Raw genomic sequence first — 15645 nt, forward strand, 5'->3', positions numbered from 1 at the left:
CCGATTGCTGTGGGCTACGGCGCTGGTCATGACCATGATCCTTGTGCTGCACCCGTTACGGGTCCGCGCGATACGTGCGCCACCGCCGCGTCGTCTTGTGTACATGGCGATGGCTGGAGGTCGTGGCCGCCTGCAACAGATCTGCGTGAGCCGACGCTGACGAAGGCCCTGCGGTGACGGGCCTCGCGCCGTCCGCCGCACGACGCCGTCATTGAAGGCTTCGCCGCATGGAGTGCGGCGCAGACGTAGGGAATCAGTTATGTATGGACGCCTTATTTTCCACCGCATCGGCGGCCTCGGTGTGGCCGCCGCAACCGCAGGTGTCATTGCCGTTGTCGGTGCACCGATCGCCGACGCGGGCCCCAAGAATCTTGGGAACGCCAATGCCGTCATCGCGTCCCTGAAGGCCAGGGGCGACAAGGTTGTCATCGACCGTCGGGGCAGCGCACCACTGAACGAGTGCATTGCGACCTCGGTGCGTGAGGGGAGGTCGGCGTATCGCTGGCAGCGCGTACGCGCTGCCGATCCCACCAGTCCGCTGGTGCAGGTAGTGGATTACCGAGTCATGCATGTCAGTGTTGAGTGCTGACCACGGATAGGTAGCAATCAGGTCACATACCCCATGAGGGTATGCAAAATCGTGCTAGCCTGGCGGTTATGCCGACCAGGGTGCGCCGCAGCAGTGGCAGCGGTCGGCTATGGCTTGTCGCAGTCCTAGTGGGAATCGTCGCGAGTCTGCCGATCTTGCACTGCGTCTCAAGCGACCCCAACACCCACGGTGGCGCTGACGCGCCGCATCATCAGGCAACTCACACCGCACTCGTTGGGCACGGCCTCTCGGCCACCCATCCACACCTGGACAACGCGGTGCACCAGATGGCATGCCAGACCGTGGACGGGCTGATTGCGCTGACTCGGGGTCACAGCCCGCTGCGCGTTCTTATCGTGCTGGCGGCGTTGGCCCTCGTCACCTTGATCTTCCAGCCGGTGGCGGCGCACCTGTCCCGCGGGCCGCCGCTGGCCGTCGGTCATCACGGGGCCCGGACGGGCCGCGACATCCTCACCAATCTCTGCGTCATTCGGCGCTGATACGGCCCGGTGGGCGAGGCGGGGTTCCGCCAGGCCCACATACGCCGTCATCAGCTTCCCGGCCGCGTCATGCGGCCCTCACGCAGGGACCTTTCATGAACAACAGCATCGCTCTGTCCTCTCGTCGTAGCTGCACCCATTTGGGTCCGCGATTCCACGACCCCAATACATTGGTCGGCAACACTCCGGTGCTGTGGGTGTCGGAGCCGTTCTCCGCGCCCGGCACCGGCTTCTGGGCCAAGCTCGAAGGCCATAATCCGAACGGTATGAAGGACCGCCCCGCACTGCACATGATCGAGCAGGCCCGGACGCGCGGCGACCTCAAAGTGGACGCCATGATCGTCGAATCGACCAGCGGAACATTGGGTTTAGGACTGGCCCTGGCCGGAATCATCTACCGTCACCCCGTCACTCTCGTCACCGATCCGGGCCTGGAGCCGATCGTGCGGAGCATGCTGACCGCCTACGGTGCGCGGGTGGAAATCGTGACCGAGCCGCATCCGATCGGGGGATGGCAACAGGCACGCAAGGATCGTGTCGTGGAAATACTTGCTGCCGAACAGGATTCGTGGTGCCCTGACCAGTATCAGAACCCCGACAACGTCGACGCCTACCGAGGGCTCGCCGAAGAACTGATCGACCAGCTGGGAACCGTGGACACCCTCGTCTGCTCGGTGGGAACCGGCGGACATTCCGCGGGAGTGGGACGCGTACTGCGAGAACATAATCCGAACCTGCGGTTGGTGGGTGTCGACACCATCGGCTCCACAATATTCGGACAGCCCGCCGGCTCGCGACTGATGCGCGGCCTGGGTTCGAGCATCTATCCGGGGAATGTCGACTATTCCGCATTCGACGAAGCCCATTGGGTTGCGCCGAATGAGGCCGTATGGGCGGCCCGGACCCTGGCCTCGACCTACCACGCGAGCGGCGGATGGAGCGTCGGGGCGGTGGCGTTGGTCGCGGGGTGGGTGGCACGGACCTCGGAACCGGGGACGCGTGTTGCCGCCATCTTCCCCGACGGTCCGATGCGCTACCACGGCACGATCTACGATGACGAATACTGCCGCAGTCACGATCTTCTGGACCGCCCACCGGCGCAGGATCCCGATGTGATCGACGATCCGACGGACCGAGTGGTGGACCGGTGGACCAGGTTGACCCGTGTGATCGACCCGATAGGAAGACCTGCGTGATCGAAACCTTCCGTCAGTTCCGGTCTTTCGATCGTCCCAGCCAGACGTTGATGGTGAATCAGTTCGCCATCAACGTCGGCTTCTACATGTTGATGCCCTATCTCGCGGGGTACCTGGCCGGACCACTGGGTTTGGCCGCGTGGATGGTGGGTCTGGTGCTGGGCGTCCGAAACTTCTCCCAGCAGGGCATGTTTCTGGTTGGCGGCACCCTGGCCGACAGGTTCGGATACAAGCCGCTGATCGTCGCCGGCTGTCTGCTACGTACTGCCGGATTTCTCATGTTGGCCTTCGTCGGCACGCTACCGGCGATACTGATCGCCTCGGCGGCAACGGGTTTCGCGGGTGCTCTGTTCAATCCCGCGGTGCGTGCCTACCTGGCCGAGGATTCGGGGGAGCGCCGGGTAGAAGCCTTTGCCGTCTTCAACGTCTTCTATCAGGCGGGCATCCTGTTCGGCCCGATCCTCGGCCTGGCGTTGACGGCCTGGGACTTCCGGATCACATGTGCCGTCGCCGCAGCGGTCTTCGCGGTGCTGACGGTGATTCAGTTGATGGCACTCCCGCCGAACCGTGCCGAGCAGGACGCGAATGCCGATCATGCTCCGGTGCTTGCTAGCTGGCGTTCGGTGGTGTCAAACAGGGCGTTCCTGCTGTTCTCGGGTGCCATGATCGGTTCGTACGTGCTCACGTTCCAGGTGTACCTCGCGTTGCCGTTCCAGGCGGGACTGCTGACCGATGACAAGAAGTCCGAAACGATTTTGGTGACAAGCATCTTCGTGGTGTCCGGGCTGGTGGCGATCGCCGGGCAGGTGCGACTCACAGGCTGGCTTTCGGCGCGATTCGGTCCCAGCCGAAGCTTGGTGCTCGGCATGCTGGTCATCGCCGCGGCCTTTGTGCCGCTCGCGCTACTACCGTCGGCCGACGCCGGATCGGTCCCGGCGATCGCTGCGCTGCTGCTTTCGGCGGCGCTGCTGGCCGTCGGCACCATCGCGACCTTCCCGTTCGAGATGGACACCGTGGTCAGGTTGGCGGGTAACCGGCTGGTGGCCACGCACTACGGGCTGTACAACACGATCGTCGGTGTCGGCATCCTGGTCGGAAATCTCTTGACCGGCACGATATTCGGGTACACCCAGCAGCATGGCAGGCCCGCCCTGCTGTGGGTATCCCTGACCGGCGTCGGACTGGTTTGTGCCGCGGCGCTGTTCGCGCTGCGACGGGCGGGATTGCTGGACAAGGGCAGCGAAGTGGCGCCGACCGTCCGTGCGTGAGTAGTTTGTGGAGGCCATGACAGTCCCCGTTAAGCCCGTTAACCTCGTCAATCTCGAGAGCGTCTCCAAGTCGTATGGGGTCAAGCCGTTGCTCTCCGATGTCAGTCTGGGGGTGCAGACGGGGGACCGCATCGGGGTTGTCGGCCTCAACGGCGGGGGCAAGACCACCCTGCTGGAGGTGCTCGCAGGCATCGAGCCGCCGGATCAGGGCAGAGTGAGCCGTGTCGGGGACCTGCGGCAGGCCGTCGTCACGCAGCGTGACGATCTTGTGGGTACGACGGTATTCGATGTCGCGATCGCACCCCTGGGAGTCGCCGAACACGAATGGGCCGGGGATGCGCGGATCCGCTCGATTCTCGAGGGTCTTGGGGTGGCGGGGCTCGGCCTCGACAGGCGTGTCGATCAGCTGTCCGGGGGCCAGCGGCGCCGCGTCGGGCTCGCCGCGGCCCTCGTGCGCGATCTGGACCTGCTGATACTCGACGAACCCACGAACCATTTGGATGTCGAGGGCGTGCAGTGGCTCGCCGAACATCTTCTCGCGCGGCGCACCGCGCTGGTGGTCGTCACGCACGATCGTTGGTTCCTTGACACCGTCGCCACCCGCACGTGGGAAGTGGTCGATGGCGGCGTCGAATCGTACGAAGGTGGGTATGCCGACTGGACCTTCGCACGTGCCGAACGTGGGCGGCAGTCTGACGCCGCGGAAGCGCGCCGCCGCAATCTTGCGCGTAAGGAACTGGCGTGGCTGCGGCGCGGTCCACCCGCGCGTACATCCAAGCCGCGATACCGGATCGAGGCGGCCGAAGCCTTGATTGCCGATGTGCCGCCGCCGCGAGACTCCGTGGCGCTTTCCGCTTTTGCACGTCGGCGGCTGGGACGCGTCGTCATCGAGCTTGAGGAAGCGACGGTGACGTCGCCCGACGGCGGTGAATTGGCGCGAGATCTGACCTGGCGGCTGGCTCCCGGCGAACGCATCGGTCTGGTGGGGGTCAACGGATCCGGGAAGACGACCCTGCTGCGCGTTCTCGCCGGTGCGGTGCCATTGGCCGCCGGACGTCGCAAGGAGGGTAAGACGGTCAGCATCGGTTGGCTGCGTCAGGAACTTGACGACCTACCGGCGGATATCCGGATGCTCGAGGCGATCGAGGAGATCGCCCTGCGAATTACGCTGGGGGATAAGGAGATGTCGGCCTCACAGGTTGCCGAGATGCTCGGTTTCAGCCCGGCGCGTCAACGGACACCGGTCGGGGACCTCTCCGGTGGAGAGCGTCGTCGGTTGCAGCTGACTCGCGTGCTCATGGCGGAGCCGAATGTGCTTCTTCTCGACGAGCCCACTAACGACCTCGATATCGAGACCCTCCAGCAGGTGGAGGACCTGCTCGACGGCTGGGCGGGCACTTTGGTGGTCGTCAGCCACGATCGGTATCTCATCGAGCGGGTCTGCGATTCGACGTGGGCCTTGTTCGGTGACGGCAAGCTGACCAACCTGCCCGGCGGTATCGAGGAGTACCTGCGCCGCCACACTCCTGCTGCTCCAACAAAGACCACATCGGATCGCGGCCGGGATGGTGCTGCCCAACGGACCGTGCAGAAGGAGCTTGGTCGGCTCGAGCGGACTGTTGCCAAGCTGGATGAACGGGAGGCCGCGCTGCACAGGCAGCTCGCCGAACATGCCACCGATCCAGACCGCGTGGTGACCCTGACCGCCGAACTGACTGCCGTCGTCGCCGACAAGCATGCTGCCGAGGTGCAGTGGATGGAGCTGGCCGAAAGCCAGGAATGACGCAGACGCCGCCTTATTTATGGTGGGGCGAGCTCTCTGGCGGAAAGAAAAAGCGAGGACAGTCATTGACTGTCCTCGCTTGAACGGGTGAGTGAGAAACATCCGGGACTTGCCCGGCATGCGATGCGCTACGCACATCGCCGATGCGTCCCCCCTTTGGGGTTCGCCTACCTGCCGTTATACGGCTAGCGGGAACCACTCATCGGTCTGCTCCGTGTTGTCACCCTCTACCAGCATCTCGCCGCTGTAGATGGCTTCGAAGTCGATCTCGATGACCGTGGCACCGAATTCCTCGTTCGTCATGTACTGAACAGTAGGGGTCACCATTAAGAAATCATTGAGTCACGATTCGGAAAAGTCTGGCAATTTTCGGAGCGGGCATCTGTGCAGGTCGTGGTACACGTACGACCTTGCTGGAGTCCTAAGAAAGCGGATTTGGGTCCTTGACAAGCATCCAGAAGGCGATTGCGGCCCCGATTCCGGCCACAAGAAGCACCATCGACACCCCCGTGGGCCATTGCGTGCGCCCGAACCGGCCGTCCACAGATATGCGCCCCGGCCCCAGCAGGATCGCGGACATCGCGCCCATCCCGAGCACGAGCGGGAACTTGATCGCTTCCCAATCGGGGGTAAGCCCTAGGTCGGATCGCGCGGAGTAGCCGTGCAGTCCCATGTACAACATCGAGGCCAGCACCGCGCCGGCGCCGAAGGGTGTGAGCACGCCGGCGACGAGCATGGCGCCACCGATCGTGTACGCGCCGACGAGTAGACGTGCCGCCAAATCCGGATACGACTGCGCGGGTGATCCACCGAGCTGCGCCAACTGTGTTGACCCGAACAGCAGCTCTATGCCGCTCCAGCACAGCACCACACCCAATGCGACACGCAGAGTCAGCAGACCAATATCGTTGCGGGTCAACGCTTCACTATATTGATCCGCACTCGGCACCTCGGAATCCTATGACACGCGCGCTATGGTGAGTCCGCTATGGCGGCGGTCACTTCCCGGTATGACGACGGCAACGACATCCCCGGCATACCGTCCGTACGGGTTGCGCGTGCCGACCTGACAGCGATCACCGTCGTGACTGCCTTGATGTTCGGGTGGGCGAGCAGGGGTTACGGGTACTTCTTCGACGAGGCCTACTTCGTGGTCGCGGGACGCGACCACTTGTCCTGGGGATACTTCGACCAGCCCCCGCTGGTGCCGTTCATCGCGGGCATGGCCGACAACCTCGCCCCCGGGTCGTTGTTCGTGCTGCGCCTCGCGGCGACGGCGGCGGTGGCGATCGGGACGTTGATGTGCGGGCTGATCGCCGCGGAGCTCGGTGGGGGTCGCATGACGCAATCCCTGTCGGCGATCGCCTATGCCACCGCGATGTTCCAGATCCTGACCCATTGGCTGCAAACGCCGGCGATCGATCCGGCTCTGTGGTCGGTGGTGTGCTGGCTGTTGGTGCGCTGGACCCGCGGATACCGAGAAGGCCTACCCGATGGTCGGCTGCTGCTGTGGGCAGGAATCGTCACCGCGATCAGCATGCAGACCAAGTTCCTCATCCCGGCTTTGTGGCTGGCGGTGCTGCTGGGTGCCGCGGTCCTCGGCCCGCGCGCGCTGTTGCGTCGTAGGCAGCTGTGGATCGGGGCGGCCGTCGCCGTCGTCGCCACCATCCCGACCCTCATCTGGCAGGCCACCCACGGTTGGCCCTACCTCAGAATGGCCGGGATCGTGGCCGCGGAGTCCGAGCGCGGAGCGGCCCTACTGGCCGGCATGCTCGTCGGCTCGGCGGTCATCGGATTGGTACTGCTGCTGGCAGGAATCGTCGCGCTGTCGGCGGCGCCGTCACTGCGGCCCTACCGGTACCTCGGTGTGGCGGCTGTGCTCGTCGGGGCTTTCATGTTCGTTTCCCACGGCCGTGCCTACTACGCCATGGGCCTGTACGCGCTGCTGATAGCCGCGGGCGCGGTGGGGCTTTCACGGTGGCGACCTTCGCGGCCCGCGCTGCGTGGGGTGGTCTATGGACTTATCGCGCTGGTCACCGCGGCGTCAGTAATCATGGCGATAGTCCGGCTTCCCGTCGTGTCTGAATCGACTGCCGCGCGCTGGTTTTCCTGGGCAGGGCCCATGGGCCCCACCATGCTGTCCGAAGGGGACCACTCCACGGACGGCCTGCGCCGGGTAGCCCGGGACACCTACGACTCGATGCCGCCGGACGTACGCGACCGCACCGCCTTGGTTCTGCAGATCTACCCCATGGCCGCCGCCTATGACCTTGAGGCCGGACGCGAGGGCATCTCCCGTGCCTACAGTTTCCACCGCGGCTACTACTACTTCGGGGCGCCGCCGGAATCCATGACGGACATGATGTACATCGGCGTCGACGATCCGGATCCCACACTTGCCCAAGGATTCCGGGGTGTGCAGCGGATCGAGCTGTTGCACGCGCCCGACGAGGATGAGGCGCATGTCTACCGCTACTACGGCAGAATTGCGCCGTGGCAACAGCTGTGGGACACCTGGCGCACCTACAAGTAGGTGCCCGATATGACTATTGAGCAGATGGCGCCGCGCGACGCCCAGATGTACTGGATGTCGGCGAAGATCCCGAACGATCAGTTTCTGCTGTTCTGCTTCGACGCGCCCACCGCCGATCTCGCCACTGTGGGCGAAACGATCGCCGAGCGTGCGGCCTTGATCGCAGACCTCCGGGTACGGGCCGTCGACGTCCCCGGCCATCTCGACTATCCGTATTGGGGGCCGCGCGACGAATCGCACCGGCCAGTGACCGTGCATACGCTCGCCGAACCCAGTTGGGGGCACTGCCGGGCCGCTATCGCAGCGCTGCTCACCAGCACCGTGGACATTCGGGAAAGTCCGTGGCACCTGCATCTTTTCCCGGGAGTGAGCGGTGCACCTCAGGTGTCGGTCCCAGCGCTCGTTGCGGTGCTGCAGGTATCACACGCGCTGGCCGACGGTCGCCGCGCCAGCGCCGCCGCGCGCGCATTGTTCGGCGGTGAGGCACCGGTCGGTGGGGCGCAGCCTTCGGTGCCCGCGCACACCGCCCTGCGCGGGTTGGTGGATTTCCCGGTGAAGTTGGGACGGCTGCTGGGTGCGAGCAGGGGTGGCTACCTGGCCTACCGTCGGCAACAGGAACTCGTCGCATTGGGCGAGTTGGAGCCGGAACCGCAAGGCTTTCCGCTGACTTCACTCAATGCGCGGCCCGACGATCGTCGCGAGATCCGCATGATCGTGCGACCGCGCGACGAGCTTCGGACCTCCGACGTGAGCGTGACCGTCGCGGTCATGGTGGCGATCGGCATCGCGCTGCCGCAGTACCTGCGTGACCGCGGGCAGTGGGTTCCGGATCGGCTGGGTGCCGAGCTCACCGTCGCCGACCCGGGAGAATCGGCTGCCCGCAATCACTTTCGGAATGTCGGAGTCGACCTGTGCTGGACCGAGCCGAATCTGCTTACCCGGACACAGCGGATCTCCGAAGGCATCGACAGCAGGCGACGTCGGGCCGCGCACCCGGTGTTGGTCGCGCAACGCGCGGGCGGTGCGGCGATACCCGCACCGATGATGTGGGCCGGAGTGAACGCGTTCAGGCCCGATGTCATGCCGCCCACCGTCGCGGGCAACACCGTGGTGTCGAGCGTGGTTCGCGGCGCCGCGGACCTGACGCTCGCCGGTGGGCGAGTGGTGTTCACCGCGGGGTTTCCGGCGCTGTCACCGGTGATGGGTCTGACGCACGGGGTGCACGGGATCGGTGACACCGTAACGGTGAGTGTGCACACCAGCGCGGCGGTGATGCCCGATGCCGACCACTACGAAAGCCTGCTGGCCGACGCACTCACCGAGGTATCCCGCCAGTTGCGATGAGTTTTTACGGTGCAACGGGTCGATATGGATATGCCGACTATTACCCCTTGCCTCTGGTTCGACACCCAGGCCGAAGAGGCCGCCAAGTTCTATCTGTCCGTGTTTCCGAACTCACGGATTCTCGAAATCACCCACTACGGGCCGAACACTCCACTTCCGGAGGGCACGGTGCTCACGGTGGAGTTCGAACTCGACGGGCAGCGGTACACCGCTCTCAACGGTGGACCCCAGTTCACCTTCGATGAGGCGATCTCCTTCCAGATCGACTGCGAATCGCAGGAGGAGGTCGACCGTTACTGGACGGCGCTCACCGCGGACGGGGGAGAGGAGTCTCAATGCGGTTGGCTCAAGGACAAGTTCGGGGTCTGCTGGCAGGTGGTTCCGCGCGAGCTGATCGACCTGATCTTCCACTCCGATCCCGTCACCGGTAACGCGGCGATGCAAGCCATGATGGGTATGCGCAAGCTCGATATCGCGGCGGCTCGGGAGGCCGTGGCCGCAGCGACGGCTGGCTCCTGAGACATTCCACATCGGCCGACGCCGTCGCGTGCGGCATGTTTTGCCGGAGCTTCATACACTGAACGCGATGGCCGTCGAGAGTTGTACCGGGTACACACGCGGCTGTCGCTGTCCGCAATGCGCCAGGCATCGGCGGAAGCGTGAGGATCGACTCGTTCAGGCCGAACAGCAGGCGGTGCACGAGCGGGTCGAACGCCGGGCCCAATTGCAATCGAGCCTTGCCGACAGCGCCCCGGGAGCCTCTCGAAGCCAGGTTGTAGAGCCGGCGAATCATGCGCGCGAGTTGGAACGAGAGCGGTCCCGCGCCCGGCATGTGCAGGGTCAGATCGCGGCACTGCGCCAGATGGCGGCTCAACACTCGCCGGGCGTGGACAGCGCCGTACTGGCGTTACTCCAGATGCGCCAGCTCGTCGAGCTACTAGAACAACACCGCGATCAGCTGCGCGTGCTGCTCAACGGATCGTCCGTCGAGGAGCAGCGGTCGGTGCTCGATCCCTAATCCTCGTCGCCGAAATCGACGTTCCAGCCCATGGACTTGTAACGGCGCTTCTCTGAGTCGCGCCGCTGCTTCTCGGCGCGCTCGTGTTCTGTCCAATCACCGATAACGCCGGGGGATGCCTTGGGGAGATCGCCGAACAGTTCATTGCCGTTGTCCCAGTTGATGAGGAATTCGGGTGTCTGATGTTCGTCGTCCTCTTCGCCCTTGCCCCCGCGACCGTGGGCGCCGCCCATACCGGCCATCCCCATGCCGCCCATACCCATTGCGCCACCACGGATTCCAGCGCCGCCGATGCCCGCGGGGTTGGTGCCGGCCCCGGGGCCGGGAACACCCGAGCCCGCGCGCAATGCGCCTGGGCCGCTGAGGGTTCCGGTGCCCGAACCTGAGCCCGGCGAGCTGAAGCCCGCGGAGGTGGTGGTGCCGGGGGCTAGGCCGGAGCCGTCCTTGCCCAGGCCGCCCGCGAGGCCATTAAGTGCATTGCCCAGGCCACTGCCCGAACCACCGGAGCCGCTCTGGGGGCTGCCACCGCCCGAGCCGCTGCCGCCGCCTGAACCCGCGCCTTGACCTTGTCCGCTCTGGTTACCCGAACCGTCGCTGAAAGCAGGCTTGGTGTTCTTATCGGCGAGACTGTTGGCCAGATTGTTTGAGCTGCCTGGGTTCTGGCCGCTACCGCCGCCGTTCTGGCCGCCGCCACCTGTGCCTTGGAATATCTCATTGCGATGCTCGACGATGCCTGGTGGCGGGTCGTCCATGCTGGCGTTGCTTCCGTTGCTTACCACCGGCTCGCTGAACTGGCCGGTCATCTGATAGCGGGCAAAGTCCTGGTCTTCTTCGCGCTTCTTGGCGACGGCCGCGTCGATATCTTGACGGCTCTTGCCAGAACCAGCGAGTGATCCCCGAACTGTCGCCTCCTGCAGCGCTGACATCGGCGCGGGAATGTTCTTGGCGGCCTGGATATGTGGCTCGACCGGAGGCAGCTTGTCGCCGAACTCGTGCATCCGTTGCACATAGTTATCGACGTCGTGAAAGAACTTGTTGTACTCGGCCTGCATGGCTTGGGCGGCCTTACCGCGCCAATCATCGGCGACGACACCCTGAATGGTCTTACCCATTGCAGTGACTTCGGCGCTCATTTCGTTGGCGTGGTCATGGAACGGTTTTGCCTCCGCGGTGGGCCTGCTGGTATCGAACTTTTGCGCGGTGTCATAGATCTGCTGGTGAGATTCCTGATACCAGCCCTGAGGCTGTACCTGCTTGGACATGTCGTTCTCCTCTAAATCCTGTTGCCGCTATGGGATTCTCGACACAATCGTCGTCATGATCTGCTGGGTGATCGGGCAGACGTCCGTATGGTCTAGCTGAAGTGCCCTATGGGGGATCACCTGGACGCCGGCTAGCCCTTGTTCGGATCCGACGACCGCGGTGCAATCCGGTATGCGAGCACCGTGGGCCAGCCAGCCTTGCCGAGATCCGAACTGCACCTGCTCCTTACGGTCGAAATCGGGGCTAGGTCGCCCCCACTCCGTGATCGATCCGTTGACTGCGTAGGCCCGAACTTGCCACTTATCGCCATCCCAGACGCAACCGCGGACACTGTCTGCTCCGACGGCGTTATCGTCTGCGGTAGTGCGCTTGCTGGACAGATCCAGGCCCCATGACGTTGCCTCTGCATCGGTAACCGAGGCGCAACCGTCGAAGGTGGTTCCAGTGACTTTCGGATTGGGCGCGGCAGCGGTTGGTGGAGATACTCCAACTAGCGCGGTCGAGGTTGTCGTTGCAGGCGAAGATACCGCGCCCGAGCTCACGGTCGCGATTCCGCCCGTTGACGTTTGGCACGCCGCAAGCAGGAGACCAGCAGCCGCCACGCCCGCCACAACAGGGGATTTCATGCGTGCGGGGCCACGGGTGGGTGCGCGGCAGTGCGGTCAACCGGTTCGAACAAGTGGGCGTTGTTCTCGTCCGTGTTCTGGCACGCCTTCTGCGTCGCATGGGCACGTTGAGCGTATTGATTGGCGCGGTCGATGAAGGTACCGATCGCATCGAAGACGTGCCCGGCCGCGTCATTAACCACCTCGTTCCAGGAATCACCTTCTGTGCAACCAGACATCCCCATATTCGCGTGGTAGTTAGCAAATTTGCTTTGCAGTGTCTCCAGCTTGGTGGCGAGCTGGGTGAAGTCGTTGCCCACCTTGTCCGCAGCTCCGTCCCGCAGAAACAGGTTGTCGGGGTCCAGCGCCGCATCGCTGTTCCAGGTCATCGTTTCCTCCCCTTGTAGTGGTTGCCAGTATGCGCGTGTCTGTATTGGTGTGCCAAGGGTGCGGTCCGGTCGCGGGCCAGCCCAGGTGGACGGCCGTCGGGTTCGCTCTTAGCGAATGTCGTGTCCTGCATCAGTGCGGAGTCGTAATCGTCAGAGTCTGGGTACCTGATTTCTTGCCGGCGCCGACAATGGGCGCAATGACTACTGCACCTCCGTCAGACTTAGTAACAGTCCAGTTGTAAATCCCGCGTTCGGTATCGCGAGCGGCGGGCAATGTCTCAAGGGGTTGTCCGTCTGGGAGCCGAAAACCGCGGAATACCCCGGCGAGGGTCGCAGCATGGCCGTCGGCATCAACCACAGGCAGCTTGAAGTTCTCTGCTGGGGCGGTGGCCACGACAAGATTGCTTGGCGCAGAAGGAAAGTTCTCAATGATGTCGCCTGGCTGAATGTCTTCTACTGTCATACCTTCGAGTTGAACACCCTCCGGGAGTTCGCCGAGGACTGCCAATCGTGTCTGTAAAGGGGCATGACCTGTGCGTTGCGCTGTGAACTGTTGTGGCCCATTGCATACAACGACGCTGCTCGTAACTGCGCATTTGATATCGCCTGTCAGTGCAATGGTGGTCTGGTTCTGATCGCCTGATTGAACGAAAGTGCTTGGAGGTGGCTCGGTCTTCTCCACCGGCGTCTGTTGTTGAGTCGCGCAACCGCCGCATGTCATCAGCAAGACCATGGCGACAGTCCATGGAGCCGTCTTACTCACCACCTGAATCTCCCTGCGCTCGCTGTTGTTCCTGTTGGGACGTTCATTGGGTGGTCTTCACCGCGTTGTTGTATGCCTCGACCAGTGGCGCAGCCGAGCCCGCTCTCCCTGGTACCTGGCTGAGAGCGCCGTCGACCATGGTGTGGTACGAGTCCGAACGGAGGCCAGGATTGGCCAGGTTCCCGTCGGGAAGACGCAACGCTTGCAGTTGCTCCAAAGTCCCCACTTGCCAGGCTCCGGGGTGTTCGGGCACGGGCACAAGCATGTTTGGGGGGAACTGATCGGGCCGTAGCACTCCGGTGACGACGTAGGCGTTCAGGAGCTGCTGCTGAGCCTTTGCCGGATTCATGTCTGGCACAGTGGTGTTGACGAGCTGTGTGGGGTCGGGAGCCGATCCGATGATGCTCTCCTTGAGCGTGTCGGACATGATCCCAAAAGGAGTTGTTGCGTAGTCCGGTATCGGCAAGACCTTAGTAATTGATCCGTACGCGGCTTCTTTAAGTTTCTGTAGATCTTTGGCGTATTGCTCCTTGGAGACGGCCTGGGCGTTGTGTTGTGCATCGTTGCCTGCAGCAAGTCCGGCGTCTGCCAGGCCACGGAATCTACCCGCCTGATCCAGATCGCCGACCGGGCCGGTGCCGAATTGCTTCACGGCTTCGGCGTAGTGATTCGTCGCCATGATCGAATCTCCATACAGCGCGCTACCCAGTGTCTTCGCGGCATCTACATTGGTGTCAAGCACCTTGAAAAGTGCCTTGGCTTGAGGCATGGAACCATTGCCGATTGCCTCATCGGTGTCCAACGCTTTATCGAAACCGGGGGTGGCCCCGAATATCGCAGGATCTCCGCCACCAATGGCAGCGGTGTATGGCGCCAAGCCCCACGCCATTCCCTTCACTAGCTCGGGGCTGAGCTCGCCGAGCGTTTTCGTTCCCTTTCCAAGGCCCTGGTTGTCGTTGGTGGGCAACGCATTCAGCTCCTTGTGTTCGGACACGTAACTGGCGTACGCGTGCGCTGTTTCCCCGGAGATCTTGGCCTGCTCGGCGGATACACCTGGTCCCACCTGAGCCGAGTCGTGCGTCCAACTCATCAAACTGCCGGCCGCCTTACCGCCGTCGATGAACTGGTGATGCGTGAGATCGCCCAGGAATTGGTCGTTTCGCTTGCCATCGGGGTTGACCATCATGTCGTGGTCGACGATGCGGTCTCGGCCAGCTGCTGAGAAGATGTTCTGAATCGTCGAATCCGCAGCGCCTTCGTGGCTGTCGTGATTTTCGTTCTCGAAATGCAAGATATCGGCGCCGCGCTGCATGAGCTTCTGATCGAGCTCGGTGCCGTGCTGGAAACCGGCATCGCCATCTTTGATGACGTCCGACAGCCTGTCCAGATTGCCCAGGGTCGACCCTTCGGTCACGGGTGCGGTTCCTTGCCCAGGTCCCTGCGGGACATAGCTGAATCCAGGCGACTTGTCGTTCAACGCGTTCTGAACCGAGGTGGGCAGCTTGTCATACCCGCCCGTGGTGAGCTCGTCGGTGGAACCCGTTGCGCCGGGACGTAATTCGGTCTTCGCATAGGCGTACTGTTTGGAGCCCATCATCTGCAGCGCGTTGCCGATGACGCTCTTATTGTCGCCCAAGCGCCGTTCGGCCCGGTGAATGTCCTCCACCGACATCCCGTTCATCTGTGCCTGCAGCTGCCCCAACACCTGCTGCTGCGAACGCGTCAACTGCACCGGCCGTCCGGCGTCTCGGTCCGCAATCTGCTCGGGGCTCAGGACCGATGCCGCCTGCACCCGCGCTTTCTCTTCTTCGGTGGCAGTTCCATTGAGCACGTCGTGCACATCGTGTTCGGCCTGTTCGGGGCTTCCTTCTGCGATGCGTTTTTCGGCCATGGTGTGACCGCCCGTACCCTCGTCGAGCACACGAGCCAGCGAGTCGTCCAGCATGTCGCCGCGCGCCAATAGACCCGTTACGCGGTCCTTGAGGTCCTTGAGTTTGTCGATGACCTTCTGTAGCTGGTCTTTATCCATCCCCGTGATGTCCGGGGGTGTCACACCGTTGGTTTTGGGATCAATATCGACCTTGGGAGGAGCGGCGGCGTAGGCCAAGAAGGCGCCGATGTCGTTGGCCAGCGTTTGCGACTCTCCGTAGGCCTTATTGGCGTGCATCGCGACATACATCGCCTGGAATCCCGCGGTGTCGAATCGGGAGGCCGAGCGTTTCATCGCGTCCCGGGCGGCGTCGCCCGCATCACCCTTCCAGGTCGACATGTCGACGATGGCCTGCACCTTGTCCGCAGCTTGTTGGCTGGCGTCACCGCGCTTGGACGCGGCGTCTGCGAGTGCCTTGATCTGCGGTGGCCAGTGCTGCAATTCGTCGAGTGTCATCCCCATAT

16 protein-coding genes are annotated in these 15645 nt (G+C 63.5%); 9 read left to right on the forward strand and 7 right to left on the reverse strand.

Annotated features, from left to right (window positions below; translation table 11 throughout):
- The first annotated feature begins 259 nt into the window (after positions 1–259).
- The 5 genes from MLB1_RS22565 (at position 260) to MLB1_RS22585 (ending at position 5336) form a co-directional block, all read left to right on the forward strand.
- The gene (locus tag MLB1_RS22565; protein ID WP_180752086.1) at positions 260–589 is read left to right on the forward strand and encodes a hypothetical protein; all 330 of its coding nucleotides are present in this window, start codon (positions 260–262) and stop codon (positions 587–589) included.
- A 134-nt stretch (positions 590–723) separates the two neighbouring features.
- On the forward strand, positions 724–1089 hold the full coding sequence (locus MLB1_RS22570) for a hypothetical protein (RefSeq protein WP_180752262.1): 366 nt from the start codon (positions 724–726) through the stop codon (positions 1087–1089).
- 170 nt (positions 1090–1259) lie between these two features.
- Positions 1260–2285: a PLP-dependent cysteine synthase family protein gene (locus MLB1_RS22575; RefSeq protein WP_180752261.1), complete on the forward strand. Its 1026-nt coding sequence runs from the start codon at positions 1260–1262 to the stop codon at positions 2283–2285.
- A gap of 50 nt (positions 2286–2335) precedes the next feature.
- Positions 2336–3553, forward strand: coding sequence for an MFS transporter (locus MLB1_RS22580; RefSeq protein ID WP_180752263.1), 1218 nt, complete (start codon positions 2336–2338; stop codon positions 3551–3553).
- A 7-nt stretch (positions 3554–3560) separates the two neighbouring features.
- Positions 3561–5336 (forward strand): ABC-F family ATP-binding cassette domain-containing protein, encoded by a 1776-nt coding sequence (locus MLB1_RS22585; protein ID WP_180752087.1) that lies wholly within the window; start codon positions 3561–3563, stop codon positions 5334–5336.
- A gap of 177 nt (positions 5337–5513) precedes the next feature.
- On the opposite strand, the gene MLB1_RS24195 is transcribed toward MLB1_RS22585, so the two are convergent.
- Together MLB1_RS24195 and MLB1_RS22590 are read right to left on the reverse strand one after the other, a co-directional pair.
- Positions 5514–5639: a hypothetical protein gene (locus MLB1_RS24195; protein WP_255486142.1), complete on the reverse strand. Its 126-nt coding sequence runs from the start codon at positions 5637–5639 to the stop codon at positions 5514–5516.
- A gap of 118 nt (positions 5640–5757) precedes the next feature.
- On the reverse strand, positions 5758–6285 hold the full coding sequence (locus MLB1_RS22590; RefSeq protein ID WP_180752088.1) for a DoxX family protein: 528 nt from the start codon (positions 6283–6285) through the stop codon (positions 5758–5760).
- Between the two features lie 39 nt (positions 6286–6324).
- On the opposite strand from MLB1_RS22590, the gene MLB1_RS22595 reads away from it, so the two are divergent.
- From MLB1_RS22595 to MLB1_RS22610, 4 genes are all read left to right on the forward strand, one after another.
- On the forward strand, positions 6325–7869 hold the full coding sequence (locus MLB1_RS22595) for a glycosyltransferase family 39 protein (protein ID WP_180752089.1): 1545 nt from the start codon (positions 6325–6327) through the stop codon (positions 7867–7869).
- A 9-nt stretch (positions 7870–7878) separates the two neighbouring features.
- A complete protein-coding gene (locus MLB1_RS22600) occupies positions 7879–9213 on the forward strand; it encodes a WS/DGAT domain-containing protein (protein ID WP_180752090.1) in 1335 nt (444 codons plus the stop codon).
- Between the two features lie 30 nt (positions 9214–9243).
- Positions 9244–9732, forward strand: coding sequence for a VOC family protein (locus tag MLB1_RS22605; protein ID WP_180752264.1), 489 nt, complete (start codon positions 9244–9246; stop codon positions 9730–9732).
- 67 nt (positions 9733–9799) lie between these two features.
- Positions 9800–10231, forward strand: a complete 432-nt coding sequence (locus tag MLB1_RS22610; protein ID WP_180752091.1) for a hypothetical protein — start codon at positions 9800–9802, stop codon at positions 10229–10231.
- Here MLB1_RS22610 and MLB1_RS22615 read toward each other — a convergent pair.
- The 5 genes from MLB1_RS22615 to MLB1_RS22635 form a co-directional block, all read right to left on the reverse strand.
- Positions 10228–11493, reverse strand: coding sequence for a WXG100 family type VII secretion target (locus tag MLB1_RS22615; RefSeq protein WP_180752092.1), 1266 nt, complete (start codon positions 11491–11493; stop codon positions 10228–10230). The two genes, MLB1_RS22610 and MLB1_RS22615, sit on opposite strands and share 4 nt — an antisense overlap.
- 27 nt (positions 11494–11520) lie before the next feature.
- Positions 11521–12120 carry a DUF3558 family protein gene (locus tag MLB1_RS22620; RefSeq protein WP_180752093.1) on the reverse strand — a complete coding sequence of 200 codons (600 nt, stop codon included), beginning with the start codon at positions 12118–12120 and terminating at the stop codon, positions 11521–11523.
- Complete coding sequence (locus tag MLB1_RS22625) at positions 12117–12488, reverse strand: hypothetical protein (RefSeq protein ID WP_180752094.1); 372 nt, start codon at positions 12486–12488, stop codon at positions 12117–12119. Before MLB1_RS22625 ends, MLB1_RS22620 begins: the two co-directional genes overlap by 4 nt.
- A 130-nt stretch (positions 12489–12618) precedes the next feature.
- Positions 12619–13221: a hypothetical protein gene (locus tag MLB1_RS22630; protein ID WP_180752095.1), complete on the reverse strand. Its 603-nt coding sequence runs from the start codon at positions 13219–13221 to the stop codon at positions 12619–12621.
- Between the two features lie 73 nt (positions 13222–13294).
- On the reverse strand, positions 13295–15643 hold the full coding sequence (locus MLB1_RS22635; RefSeq protein WP_180752096.1) for a hypothetical protein: 2349 nt from the start codon (positions 15641–15643) through the stop codon (positions 13295–13297).
- Positions 15644–15645 lie beyond the last annotated feature (2 nt).

It is taken from the genome of Mycobacteroides sp. LB1, assembly GCF_013449725.1.
In the GTDB taxonomy this organism is placed as follows: domain Bacteria; phylum Actinomycetota; class Actinomycetes; order Mycobacteriales; family Mycobacteriaceae; genus Mycobacterium.